10 protein-coding genes are annotated in these 13,086 nt (G+C 56.0%); 3 read left to right on the plus strand and 7 right to left on the minus strand.

The window, feature by feature from the left end; all coding sequences use genetic code 11:
- Positions 1–47: 47 nt before the first annotated feature.
- The 4 genes from BVU99_RS20635 to BVU99_RS20650 all read right to left on the minus strand — a co-directional run bounded on the left by BVU99_RS20635 (position 48) and on the right by BVU99_RS20650 (position 5,086).
- Positions 48–1,085 carry a fimbrial protein gene (locus BVU99_RS20635; protein ID WP_025302116.1) on the minus strand — a complete coding sequence of 346 codons (1,038 nt, stop codon included), beginning with the start codon at positions 1,083–1,085 and terminating at the stop codon, positions 48–50.
- A complete protein-coding gene (locus BVU99_RS20640; RefSeq protein ID WP_025302115.1) occupies positions 1,082–3,643 on the minus strand; it encodes a fimbria/pilus outer membrane usher protein in 2,562 nt (853 codons plus the stop codon). The genes BVU99_RS20635 and BVU99_RS20640 overlap by 4 nt, the downstream gene beginning before the upstream one ends.
- A gap of 75 nt (positions 3,644–3,718) precedes the next feature.
- Positions 3,719–4,447 (minus strand): fimbria/pilus periplasmic chaperone, encoded by a 729-nt coding sequence (locus tag BVU99_RS20645; RefSeq protein WP_025302114.1) that lies wholly within the window; start codon positions 4,445–4,447, stop codon positions 3,719–3,721.
- 81 nt (positions 4,448–4,528) lie between these two features.
- Positions 4,529–5,086 (minus strand): fimbrial protein, encoded by a 558-nt coding sequence (locus BVU99_RS20650; RefSeq protein WP_041034152.1) that lies wholly within the window; start codon positions 5,084–5,086, stop codon positions 4,529–4,531.
- Positions 5,087–5,558: 472 nt separating this feature from the next.
- Here BVU99_RS20650 and BVU99_RS20655 point away from each other — a divergent pair, with 472 nt between their 5' ends.
- From BVU99_RS20655 to BVU99_RS20665, 3 genes are all read left to right on the plus strand, one after another.
- Complete coding sequence (locus BVU99_RS20655) at positions 5,559–6,275, plus strand: EAL domain-containing protein (protein ID WP_016928483.1); 717 nt, start codon at positions 5,559–5,561, stop codon at positions 6,273–6,275.
- A gap of 21 nt (positions 6,276–6,296) precedes the next feature.
- The gene (locus tag BVU99_RS20660; RefSeq protein ID WP_004939094.1) at positions 6,297–6,887 is read left to right on the plus strand and encodes a LuxR family transcriptional regulator; all 591 of its coding nucleotides are present in this window, start codon (positions 6,297–6,299) and stop codon (positions 6,885–6,887) included.
- A gap of 186 nt (positions 6,888–7,073) precedes the next feature.
- Complete coding sequence (locus BVU99_RS20665; protein ID WP_099816784.1) at positions 7,074–8,699, plus strand: FMN-binding glutamate synthase family protein; 1,626 nt, start codon at positions 7,074–7,076, stop codon at positions 8,697–8,699.
- Between the two features lie 109 nt (positions 8,700–8,808).
- On the opposite strand, the gene betA is transcribed toward BVU99_RS20665, so the two are convergent.
- The 3 genes from betA to betI form a co-directional block, all read right to left on the minus strand.
- Positions 8,809–10,476 carry a choline dehydrogenase gene (betA, locus tag BVU99_RS20670; RefSeq protein WP_099816783.1) on the minus strand — a complete coding sequence of 556 codons (1,668 nt, stop codon included), beginning with the start codon at positions 10,474–10,476 and terminating at the stop codon, positions 8,809–8,811.
- Positions 10,477–10,610: 134 nt separating this feature from the next.
- A complete protein-coding gene (gene betB / locus BVU99_RS20675) occupies positions 10,611–12,083 on the minus strand; it encodes a betaine-aldehyde dehydrogenase (protein ID WP_016928486.1) in 1,473 nt (490 codons plus the stop codon).
- A 14-nt stretch (positions 12,084–12,097) separates the two neighbouring features.
- Positions 12,098–12,700, minus strand: a complete 603-nt coding sequence (gene betI / locus BVU99_RS20680; protein WP_025302109.1) for a transcriptional regulator BetI — start codon at positions 12,698–12,700, stop codon at positions 12,098–12,100.
- Positions 12,701–13,086 lie beyond the last annotated feature (386 nt).

Consider the following 13,086-nt stretch of genomic DNA (forward strand, 5'->3'; position numbering starts at 1 on the left):
AAAAAGCCAATGGATAAAACCCATTGGCTTTTTCGTCGGAACGCGACTTAGTTGTACTCGATGGTAAAGGTGGCGGTCGACTTGATATTGCCGCCTTTAATCGTCGAACCGGTGCGATAGTAGCGTGCCTTCAGCGGCAGCGTTAAGGTATTGGCCTGGTTGGGAATGGTACGTCCGGCATTGACCGCATCGCCATTTTTGATCGGCTGGGTCGTATTGCCGGTCAACAGCTGGACGGCAACACCGGATGCTGTGTTGGCGCCAGGCTCGGATTTGATCACCCCAGGTGCATTGGAAGCATCCTGCGTATAGTCAAAACGCACATTGACGATCCCTTGTCCCGCACTGCCTGGCAACAGATCCTCACCAACGCCGCCAACGCAATTGATATTGATATCAAATGCTTTTTCACCCTGCGTTGAACCTACGCCGCCAAACGAGGCTGCAGTGACAGTATCCAGATTAACCACCTTGTTCTTGGAACCGCTGTCCACGTTGCAAGTCGACGTCACGATCGTCAGGCTGTTGGCATCGACGATCGATTCCAGCATCGGCAATCCCTGACCGGAACCATCCATATAGTAAGTCGTGTACTTGCCTGGGACCAGTTGGCCGGTGCCGGTTTGCGCGGCGGTTTTCACAATGTCGATCTTAAAGTAACCGCCATTCAGGTTGACGGTTGTATTACCCCGTAATGCCAACGTGTGGGGATAATAAGTACTTATTGTCCCCGCTTCACGGTATAAACGAATCCCGATACCTGGAATATTGGTGCTCCATACATTGCTGAAGCTCGTCCGGCTGCCCTGGAGGATCTGCCCAATCGCGCTACCGCCGTTATAACAACGGCCATAACCGGAGACCGGGTTAATCGCGAACTGACCGGTGACCAAGGTGTCTCCAACCTGGCTGCTTGGCGTAACCAGCACGCGCCCAAGCTTCATGTTGATCACCTGCGCCTTGTAACCATTATTAACGTAACAGGCGGCGTAAGCGCTCTGGCCGCCCGCCATCAGCAGTCCGAGCAGCATCAGGCATTTCGCTGGCGCTTTATTCAGCGGTGGAACACGCGTAAACTTTATCATTTGCAACTCGCTTCAATAATTTCGTAGTCAGGATTATTGCTTTGCGCCTTGGCGCTATAGCTGACAGAGCACTGCTGCGTTGGCTGTGTGCCCCACTTAATCTGCAACAAACCTTTCTTAGCTTCGGTACGCAAGTAGATGCGACTGCCCTGCCCAACAATGCCGACCACCTGATTACGGGTATCCAGCACTTCAGCGCCAAACGGCAGCGCGTTGCCATCAGGGCCGAGCGCATGAATGATCAATGCCTGGCCTTTCGTTGTTTTGAATTCCAACCGGGCAACCGCGCCGGCATATGGCGCAACCTGTTGGCTGCTGCTTTCCAATTCAACATCGCGTGACATGCCGCTCGGATCGAGCGTTACGCTCGTCATGCGATATGGTGCAACATAAGGAACCACAGCATAACCGTTGTCATCGATACGAACGCCTGGCGAGTTGGTCACAATCGCGCCAGCGGCGTCTGGCGCTTCCACCAGCACCATGGTCTGTCCGCGTTGCGGTGTCAGCGTGACGCCGCCGCTATGGGCAACCACGCTGCCCGATGCACCGATCGACGACTGACGGTAATCTTTACCATAGCTGTAGGACCCGTTCATCGTGGCGAAACGGCTACGGTATTCACCGCTCACGCTGCTGTTGGTGCCGCCTGAACGATCGTTGGCTAACGTAGCGCTATAGCTGATGTTGTTGTCTTCGCCGGTTGAACCATTCATGCCAACACGGCTGCTGTCGTAACCGTTGTCGGTGTAGCCCAGTGAACTGTTCAGGCTCAGGGTTTGCGAACCGACGCTGAATGGAATCGACAGTGTCAGGTAATAACGAGTCTCATCTCGGTTATACATATCCGAGGTGCGCATGGCGGAAAGGCCATAGGTCACGCGACCATAATAGTTGTTATAGCCCACCTGGTACTGCTTGGTGCTCCCGCCACGGTTCCAGTAGTCGCGTACCGAACCGGTGATGTACAAGGAACCATAATTGTCGCCCAGCCCTTGGTTCAGCGTCAGCTGGTATTCGCTACGCTGGCGGTTAACCGCATCTGCGCTTAAACCCTTGCGCTCATTGTCACGGGAGTAGACGGCATCCTGCAAAGAGAGGTAGCCGGAAGTCGAATAGCGATAAGCAGCGATCGTGAAGTTGGTGTTGGTTTCGGTCATCAACTTGCTATAGCTGAGCTTATAGCTCTGGCCTGATTGGTCGCCCTGCTTCAAGCGGGTATTGGACTGCGTGACGTCCAGCGCAAATGCGCCAACCGGTGTCGCGACCGCGCTGCCCACCAGCACTGCACCATAGCCATCGCTGACGATCCCGCCTGTGTATCCCGTAAGAATGTTGGTAAAACCGCGCTGATAAGTCGCCTGGAACATGTCGGGTTCCTTGCTTAAATTATCATCGCGTACTCGACCCGCAGTGATGGCATAACGCTGAATACCTGGACGAAGCATCTGCGCTACCGAAGCATAGGGAACGCTGAACTGGCGTTTGCTGCCGTCGGCCTCGTTAATGGTGACATTCAGATCGCCGCCGTAACCCGTAGGGTAGAGATCGTTGATGATGAACTCGCCCGGAGCGACGGTAGTTTGGTAGATCAGCTGGTTATTCTGACGTACTTCCACCAGGGCGTTGCTTTGCGCGACCCCACGCACAACCGGCGCATACCCGTTCAATGAATCAGGCAGCATGCGATCGTCCGTGGCGATCTGCACGCCGCGAAAACCGATGGAGTTGAAGAAATCACCGCTGGTGTAACTGTCGCCCAACGTCAGCATGCCGCGGATAGACGGCATTGCCCGCTGCGCGTAAGTCGCGGTGTTTTGCCAATGGGTGCTGTCGTTAGAACGCCAGTTCACGTTGGAATCGTGACGCAGCTGCCAACCCGCCACGTTTAACCCGGCATTCAACGTTAAATATGCATTAGTTGAATCGGAGTTGCTGCCGTTGGCAGAGCTGTGGGTATTGAACGCATTGAAATTATACGACAGGCTGCCGGCGGTAATACCGCGATCCCAGAAGCGCGGATCGACATAACCGCGAGCGCTGCGGCGCAGCGCCGCCTGAGGGATGCTGATATCCATGCGCAGCGTACTGGTGTCCAAGCGGTAATAGGCTTCCGGTACCCATTGAGTCAGCGTTTTGCACGTCTCGGTATTAACGGCAGGATCCCCGCTCATTGTGGCGGTATCCACACCGAACTCATCCAACGACAGTAAGCTAAAACAGGTATCGGCGCTGTTTTTCCCCGGCACGTTTTTAAAGTCGATACTTTTTTTGCCTTTCCACTCGCCGTTCACATACACGTCGAGCGAATATTTTCCCGCCAAGATCGGGTTACCATCACGGAAGCGTGAAAGATCCACGCCCTGCGCTTCCCCAATCAGGAAGCTGCTGTTAAAAGTCGCTTCAACCGGTGCTGCCGGCTTTTTGCTATCGGCAACCCCCTCCGCCCAAGACGTCGCAGGGGCCGCCAGACAGAGCGCGCTACCGGTTAACAGCAGAATCGATTTATAATTGGACAGCGCCATTTTAACAGCTGCAGAGATAGGTAACTCTTTCATATAAAGCATTCCTTTACCAAATTAAGCTCGCCCTCTGAAATAAATTGCTCTGGGCCTGAGGCTCTGTTCCAAGAGTTACTTTTGCTTATTCTTAGTACGGGACACGCGTCCGCCAAAATCATTAATAGTGGTGTAGGCAATGTCAGCAATGCGCGCGCTGTCGCCGGAGAACGACAATGTCTTTTCCTGTCCGGGTGCCAGCATGTCGCCGTGCGGGGCCAACGGCACACGTTTTTGGTTCACGACAGCATTAATCTCGGTAAATGACACATAGTACGGCGTTGGGTTTTTCACGCTGACGCCCCCAGCGCTGAAGCTCCACTGCAGTTTTTCCGGCGCATCATTCGCTTCTCCCGCCAGACCGGTCGGCCGATACAGCAGTTTTACGCGGGTACGGAATGCCACCTGTAAAAAGTTTTCAGGTGCGCCATTGTTTGCCCCGGTTGGTGCTGGCGGGATCTCCAGTACGTTCAACCAAAACAAGGATTCTTTGTCTTGCGGCAAACTCGCCGTGGTCAATGAAACGCGCAGCGCTTGGCCGGTAGCCGGTTCAACACGGCTGATTGGCGGTGAAACGATAAATGGCGCTTTGCTGTTTTCTGGTGTGGTTTTTGCGTCGCCTTCATCAATCCAAGACTGAATAAGTGCCGGTGAAGCACCATTATTTGATAATTGGACGGTAACTTCCCGTTGCTTTCCCGGATAAATAATACGAGTACCGTTAATAATGACACTGGAAAAAACGCTGCTACTGAAAAGCATGGCGCTCAGCAATATGCTGTATTTTTTAAATGAGTTCTTCATTATCTTATCGCTACGGTAAGGGAAAACGGTGGGGGCATAATTCCCCCACCCGAATAAGAATATTACTTAAAGAAATATTACTTACTGGTAAATGATGGTGTACTGAACGCTAGAAGTCACATCACCAGCGCCGGCAGCGTTGGTAGCGTAATATTCAGCGTAGTAGTTCAGGTCAGCAGAGTCGCCTTCGTTAGCAACGGTAACCCACTGGGAGTTATTCTGCGCACCATTAGCACCAGCAGCCAGGATAGGCAGGAATTGGTTGTTGCTGCCCAGAAGCTGGATCTGCACGTTAGTTGCAGCATCAGTCTGCGCCTGGTTGTTCAGACGGCCAGTATTGAAATCAACAGTAGCGCCCGGTTCGAAATAAGTAGCTACCTGGCCTTTAGAGCATTTGGTCAGGTTGATCGCGAACGGAGTACGGCCAGCAGTTGCGCTCTGAGTTGCCAGAGTAGAAGCAGAAACAGTTGGCAGAGTTACGGTGAAATCTTTACCGCCTGGGGTGCTGATAGTACAAGTTTGGTCAGTCACTTTACCGTTGAAAGTAATAGTCCCGTCAGCAGCTTGAGCAGAGAAAGAAGAAATAGCAGCAGTGCTTACAGCCAATGCCAATACAGCAGACAGTTTAGAGATTTTCATATTTAGACTCTCGATGAATTAATACGCTTATAAAGTACATTCAGCGATGCTACTCCTTGTCAGGAATGAAGCCCGATGAATCCATTGCCGGACGAAATATAGACTAAGCATATTCTTAATGTTAAATCGTTTAAAACATTCATAAGGCCCCTCTTGATAGGAATAAACTATCGGAGGATACCTATCGATCGATGTTGACGATTCATATGAATAGGAATAATCTGTGTTTGGGAAAGCTTCAGAGTTCAAGATTTTGCATTAAGGCCTGAAAATCAGAATATTATCCCAAATATTTACATTTAGTAACATATTGCGACGTTTGGAATTTGGCACGAATTACGCGTTCAATGGTCTGTCGACACGCTTCGGCCATCCTGACGTTTTAAATAAGAAATTTACCAATAAACTTGGAGTAACTTTCTTTTTAAGCATTTAAAATCAACAAGTTAAATATCAATCCAAGGATTGGGAAATGAGCGGTTCTTTCAGAGAGAAAAATAACGGCATTAATTATGTTTTTCAGCCAATGTTCGCGAAATCGGGACAATTGCTGGCCGTTGAATGCCTGTCTCGCTTTACGTTTAATAGCGAATACGCCCATTTTTCTCCTGAACAGTTCTTTCGTCACGCCGACAGCGCCACCCGGATTGAGATTTTGATGGATCAGATCAATCTGATCGATAAATACAAACACTGGTTTCATGAAAACCAAGTGATAGCCACTTTGAATGTTGACGATTATTCCCTGCAATCGCTGGCGAATACTCACTTTGCCGAAAGAATTAATGCCCTGCGCTGTATTCATTTTGAGATCAGCGAGAATTCAACCCGGCTGGTGAAAGATCGCGTGCACGGCGATCCGTCATTGAATAGTTATTCATTTTGGCTCGATGATTTTGGTTCTGGCTATGCGGGTTTTTCCGCGTTGTACAACAGCCAGTTCCGCTTCGTTAAGCTCGACCGTTTTCTGCTTTGGGACTTCATGAAAAAGTCCGGCGGCGAGGGCTTGATGCGCGCGTTACTGCGCTTTTTTTACCTTAATCATTACAAGGTAATTATCGAAGGAGTTGAAACTCCCGAACACAAGAAATGGCTGGATGAAATGCCATATTACGCACTGCAGGGAAAGCTGTGGAAGGAATCCAGCATCAAGGATTTGAACTCGCTTCTTACAGCTGAATACTTTTAACTCGGTATTGGTGTTTGCCCTATGTCTAAAAACAACGTTCTTGTGATTAGTGAGTGTAAGTACAGCTATGTTGGCCTGTCGGTGCTGCTAAAGAAACACTACGGCGCGTACGATATCCGCCTGTTTTCCGATTTCATGCACGGCGGCGCCAAAGCAGAGAAGATCACCAAGCACGATATTGCGCTGATTTTCACCTCGCAAAACCTGGAACAGAGCGTCAACGTGATCGAAAGCCTGGTGTCCCTGCATCAGCAGTACAACAGCAAGACGCGCCTGCTGGTGTTTTATGACGACGAGCGGGTAGTGAAACTGTTGTCGATCCTGGGGATTTCCGTCGAGTTGGTCTCCACCCGCATTCCGCTTTATTCGCTGCAGGAAAAAATCCAGCGGCTGCTGGAAAGCAAGGAACCGGGCGGTATCCGGGTGCAGAAAACCCGCGAGCTCAGTCCGGCGGAAAGCGACGTGATCTTCAACCTGCTGCGTGGCGACAGCCTGCTGCACATTGCGGAAAAGCGCGGCACGCACCCGAAAACCATCTTCTCGCAGAAATACAGCGCGATGAAAAAACTGCGGCTGCGCAGCATGAGCACCATCTTCGTCGCAGGCAAATAAATACCCAGGCTTGTTGCGCGGTTCGCCGCGCGGCAACCCGCCCCCCCTTCCGTCACGTTAAATTAATGTAACAACTGGCGACAAAGCAGCAACAGACACACAACATCCCCTCCTGTTGGTTACGATTTGCACACGGATTATCCGTGAGTCATGTCGTGTGGATTAAAATAAACATCAGGAGATGTTATGAAGTCGTCCTTATTCAGCCGCTATACCTGCTTTGTGCTGAGCATCTTGCTCACCCTGGTTTTCTTGATCATGATGCACAATCATCCGTGGTTCTGGCTGCCGGCCCTGGCCTGCGGTTGCCTGATGGTGCTGGGTATCTACGATCTCACGCAGCAACGCCACGCCATTTGCCGCAACTACCCGATCATCGGCCGCTTGCGCTTCTTCTTCGAGTTCATCCGCCCGGAACTGCGCCAGTATTTCCTCGAGCAGGACAATGAAGAAATCCCGTTTTCGCGCACCCAGCGCACGCTGGTGTATCGCCGAGCGAAAAACGAGATGGGCGACAAGCCGTTCGGCACCCTGCTGGATGTGTACCAAACCGGCTATGAGTGCATCGGCCATTCCATGCGGCCGGTGGAAGCCGCCGATCCGACCAGTTTTCGCGTCACCATCGGCGGCGCCGACTGCCGCCAGCCCTACTCCGCGTCAATCTTCAACATTTCGGCGATGAGCTTCGGCGCGCTCTCCGCCAACGCCATCCGCGCGCTCAACCTCGGCGCGGCCAAAGGCAACTTCTACCACGACACCGGCGAGGGCAGCATCAGCCGCTATCACCGCGAAAACAACGGCGATCTGGTGTGGGAGCTGGGCAGCGGCTATTTCGGCTGCCGCACCGCCGACGGCCATTTCGATCCGCGCCGCTTTGCCGAACAGGCGCAAAGCCCGCAGGTGAAAATGATTGAAATCAAGCTCAGCCAGGGCGCCAAACCGGGCCACGGCGGCATTCTGCCGGCGAAGAAGGTGGATGCGGAAATCGCCGCCACCCGCGGCGTGCCGGAAGGCGTCGATTGCATCTCGCCGGCTTCGCACAGCGCCTTCACCACCCCGCTGGAAATGATGCATTTCATCCAGCAGTTGCGCGAGCTGTCAGGCGGCAAACCGGTCGGTTTCAAGCTGTGCATCGGCCACCCGTGGGAGTTCGTCGCCATCGTCAAGGCGATGCTGCACACCCGCATTCTGCCGGACTTTATCGTGGTGGACGGCAAGGAAGGCGGCACCGGCGCCGCGCCGCTCGAACTCTCCAACTATATGGGTATGCCGCTGCGCGAAGGGCTGCTGTTCGTGCATAACACGCTGGTGGGCTGCGGCCTGCGCGACCAAATCAAGATTGGCGCCAGCGGCAAGATCATCAGCGCCTTTGACATCGCCAGCGTACTGGTGCTCGGCGCCGACTGGGTGAACTCGGCGCGCGGCTTTATGTTCGCCGTCGGCTGCATCCAGTCGCAAAGCTGCCACACCAACCACTGCCCGACCGGCGTCGCGACGCAAGATCCGCTGCGTCAGAAGGCGTTGGTGGTGCCGAACAAGGCGGAGCGCGTCTATCACTTCCATCAAAATACGGTGAAAGCGCTGGCGGACATGCTGGCGGCGGCCGGCGTCAGCCGCCCGGAGCAGCTGACCTCGCACCATATGCTGCGCCGCATCACGCCGACCGAGATCAAGGTGTATGCCGATATCTATTACTACCTGGAGCCGGGCGCGCTGCTGCAGCCGGAGATCAAAAGCGAGTTCTACGCCCGCATGTGGCGCATGGCGACGCCCAACAGTTTCGATCAGGCGATCTCGCTGCCGGCGGCATGATGGGATAAGGGATAAAAAGAGAGTTGCCCCCTCGCCTTGGGGAAGAGCATATGGAGAGGGGTTGCTTGCTACGGCGGCCCTCCCCCTCAACGGCGAGAGGGCGTGTCGGTTACTGCTTGCGCACCGGCGCATCGCCGGCGACGTAGTAGTCGGCGGTGCTACGCGGCAGCGGCGCACGCTGGCGAATGCGATCGGCGATCTTCTCGGCGATCATGATGGTGGTGGCGTTCAGGTTGCCGGTGATGATCAGCGGCATAATCGACGCATCCACCACCCGCAATCCTTCCATGCCGTGCACCCGGCCCTGGCCGTCGACCACCGCCATCTCGTCCTCGCCCATCTTGCACGAGCAGGACGGGTGGAAGGCGGTTTCGGCGTGCTCGCGCACGAAGGCGTCCAGCTGCTCGTCGGTCTGCACCTCTGGCCCTGGGCTTATCTCGCGGCCGCGGTATTCGTCCAGGGCCGGCTGCGCCATGATTTCGCGCGTGATGCGGATAGCGTCGCGGAACTCCTGCCAATCCTGTTCAGTCGCCATGTAGTTGAACAGAATGCTCGGGTGCTGACGCGGATCTTTCGATTTCACCTGCACCCGGCCGCGGCTCGGCGAACGCATCGAGCCGACGTGCGCCTGGAAGCCGTGCTCTTTCACCGCGTTGCTGCCGTTATAGTTAATCGCCACCGGCAGGAAGTGATACTGAATGTTCGGCCAGGCGAACTCTGCGCGGCTGCGGATGAAGCCGCCGGCCTCGAACTGGTTGCTGGCGCCGACGCCGGTGCCGTTGAACAGCCACTCCGCACCGATCTTCGGCTGGTTAAACCATTGCAGCGCCGGGTACAGCGACACCGGTTTCTTGCAGGCGTATTGCAGGTACATCTCCAGGTGGTCCTGCAGGTTTTCCCCGACGCCCGGCAGATCGTGCACCACGTTGATGTCCAGGCTTTTCAGCAGCGCCGCCGGGCCGACGCCCGAACGCTGCAGAATTTGCGGCGAGGCGATGGCGCCGGCGCACAGCAGCACTTCGCGGCGCGCTTTGGCATAGGTCAGCTGATTGCTGTCGCCCTGCAGATAGTTGACGCCCACTGCGCGCTTGCCGTCGAACACGATATGGTCGGTCAGCGCATGGGTGACGATCTTCAGGTTCGGCCGCGAACGCGCCTGATCCAGATAACCGCGGGCGGTGCTGGCGCGGCGCCCTTTCGGGGTCACGGTGCGATCCATCGGGCCGAAGCCTTCCTGCTGGTAACCGTTCAGATCGTCGGTGCGCGGGTAGCCCGCCTGCACGCCGGCTTCCACCATGGCGTGGAACAGTTCGTTGTTACCGGCCTTCGGCGTGGTGACGCTCACCGGGCCATCGCCGCCGTGGTAATCGTTCGGGCCGATATCGCGCGTTTCCGCCTTGCGGAAATACGGCAGGCAGTCCAGATAGGTCCAGTCTTCCAGACCCGGCGCCTTGGCCCAGTTGTCGAAATCCATCGCGTTGCCGCGAATATAACACATGCCGTTGATCAGGGACGAACCGCCCAGCCCTTTGCCGCGGCCGCATTCCATCCGGCGGTTGTTCATGTGCGGCTCAGGATCGGTTTCATACGCCCAGTTATAGCGGCGGCCCTGCAGCGGAAACGCCAGCGCAGCCGGCATCTGAGTACGGAAATCCATCCGGTAATCGGGGCCGCCGGCTTCCAGCAGCAGCACGCTGACGTCGGCGTCCTCGGTCAATCGGGTGGCTAACACGTTGCCGGCGGAACCGGCACCGATAATGATGTAGTCAAATTCCATTCATTATCTCCTTACTTTATAGGCCTGCACGATGCGAAAACGCGAAGCGCTGATCCGCAGCAGGCGGTGTATTTGGCTCTCGAGGAGTGTCGGCCGCAGCCAACGCGGCTGCGGCTCGAAAGGCGACGGGAAGATCAGAATACCGAGGCGTATTCGCCCAGCTCGACCTGCACCGATTTGATCTGGGTGTAGTGCTCCAGCGTGGTCAGGCCGTTTTCGCGGCCGACGCCGGACTGCTTATAGCCGCCGACCGGCATTTCCGCCGCCGACTCGCCCCAGGTGTTGATCCAGCAAATGCCGGCTTCCAACTGATGAATCACGCGGTGTGCGCGGGCCAGATCGTGGGTCACCACGCCCGCGGCCAGGCCGAAGGTGGTATCATTGGCGCGGCGCACCACTTCCTCTTCACTCTGGTAGCTGAGAATGCTCATCACCGGCCCGAAGATCTCCTCACGCACGATTTCCATGTCGTCGCGGCAGTCGCTGAATACCGTCGGCGCCACATAAGCGCCCTTGCCGAATTCGCCATGGGTGACGCGTTCGCCGCCGCACAGCAGGCGCGCGCCGCTGTTCTTACCGCTTTCGATAAAGCGCAGCACCGACTCCATGTGCGCGAAGCTGACCAGCGGCCCGAAGTTGGTCTGCGGATCGGTCGGATCGCCGAGGCGAATGCGCTTCACGCGTTCGAGGATCTTCGCCTCAAACTGCGCCTGCAACGCCGCCGGCACAAAGACGCGGGTGCCGTTGGTGCACACCTGGCCGGAGCTGTAGAAGTTGGCCATCATGGCGATATCGGCGGCGCGATCCAGATCGGCGTCGTCGAAGATAATCAGCGGCGACTTGCCGCCCAGCTCCATGGTGACTTCCTTCAGCGTCGAACCCGAGGCGTTGGCCATCACCTTCTTGCCGGTTTTCACCCCGCCGGTGAAAGAGACTTTGGCGATGCCCGGATGGTCGGTCAGGTACTGCCCCACCTCCGCACCGCTGCCGGTCACCACGTTGAACACGCCGTCCGGCAGGCCGGCTTCGGTGTAGATTTCCGCCAGCTTCAACGCCGTCAACGACGTAACTTCACTCGGCTTGAAGATCATCGCGTTGCCCGCCGCCAGCGCCGGCGCGGACTTCCACAGCGCGATTTGAATCGGGTAGTTCCAGGCGCCGATGCCGGCCACCACGCCCAGCGGTTCGCGGCGGGTGTAAACGAACGAAGTGTCGCGCAGCGGGATCTGCTCGCCTTCAATGGCCGGGATCAGGCCGGCATAATACTCCAGCACGTCAGCGCCGGTGACGATATCCACCGCGGTGGTTTCCGACATCGCTTTGCCGGTATCCAGCGTTTCCAGCGCCGCCAGTTCATCGTTGCGCTCGCGCAGAATATCCACCGCGCGACGCAGGATGCGCGAACGCGCCATCGCCGTCATCGCCGCCCACACCTTCTGCCCGCTGGCCGCGCTGGCCACCGCACGATCGACGTCTTCAGCGCCGGCGGACTGGACTTCAGCCAGAACTTCGCCGTTCGCCGGGTTAATGGCGTTGAAGGTTTTTCCAGCGGTGCTGTCTACATAGGCGCCATGAATATAGAGCTTCTGCAAGCCAAAACGGGACATAGGATCTCCTTGAGTTAACCTCCGGGCGGCGTTTGCCCCCGGAGTTGGAACGTGATGTATTCGGTCGTGAGCGTCAACGCCTGCGACTGATTGAACGCCGAGCCGCGCAGCGCGCTGCGCAGCCACAGCCCATCGATCAGTGCCGCCAGCCCCTTGGCCGCCAACCGCGCCTGCGGCTGCGGCATAACGCGGCGAAACTCGGCGCACAGGTTGGAATAAAGCCGGCGGCCGTTCACCTGTTGCAGCCGGTTGAGCTGCGGCTGGTGCAGGCTGCTGGCCCAAAAGGCCAGCCAGGTCTTCATCGCCGCGCTGTTGATCTGGCTGTCGTCGAAGTTGCCGGCGACGATCGCCTGCAGCCGCGCCGCCGGGCTGTTATCGGTCAGCGCCTGCAACCGCAGCTTCACCGCCTCGCCCAGATGGCTGATCAGATAGCGCATCGTGGCTTCCAGCAGGCCGTTCTTGTCCTTGAAATAATGGCTGATGATGCCGTTGGAAACGCCGGCCCGCCGCGCGATCTGCGCGATGGTGGCGTCATGCATTCCCACTTCGTTTACCGCGGCGAGCGTGGCATCAATCAACTGCTGCCTTCTGATTGGCTGCATTCCTACCTTTGGCATATTTCGACTCTCACAAAACCGACTTCGGCCTTATCTCAGCGGGCAAATTTCACTGCCGTTTCGCCCGTGATTCAGGTCATCATGAGGACTATTAAACTTTTTTTTGATTGAACGTTCAATAAAAATTGCATATATTTTATTGCCGCCTGGTTAAAAATTTGTACTATCTGGTTGTGGAACTGGCTGATTTTTGTGAGGTAATTAACGAATCTGACCAAAATCAGTGGCTGTAAGCGGTTCCCGCTACGAAGCGCTCCGGTGCTTCAGCAACAGGCGAAAGCGGCGTTTTTCAGGCCATTCCCATGGGGATGGTCGCCGCCTTCATTCGCCCGTTTTCCGGCGGCGCCAACGCGCCCCGAAATGCGGAGCGGCACGATTTTACTCAG

This window comes from Serratia sp. OLAL2, assembly GCF_002752475.1.
Lineage (GTDB): Bacteria > Pseudomonadota > Gammaproteobacteria > Enterobacterales > Enterobacteriaceae > Serratia > Serratia bockelmannii.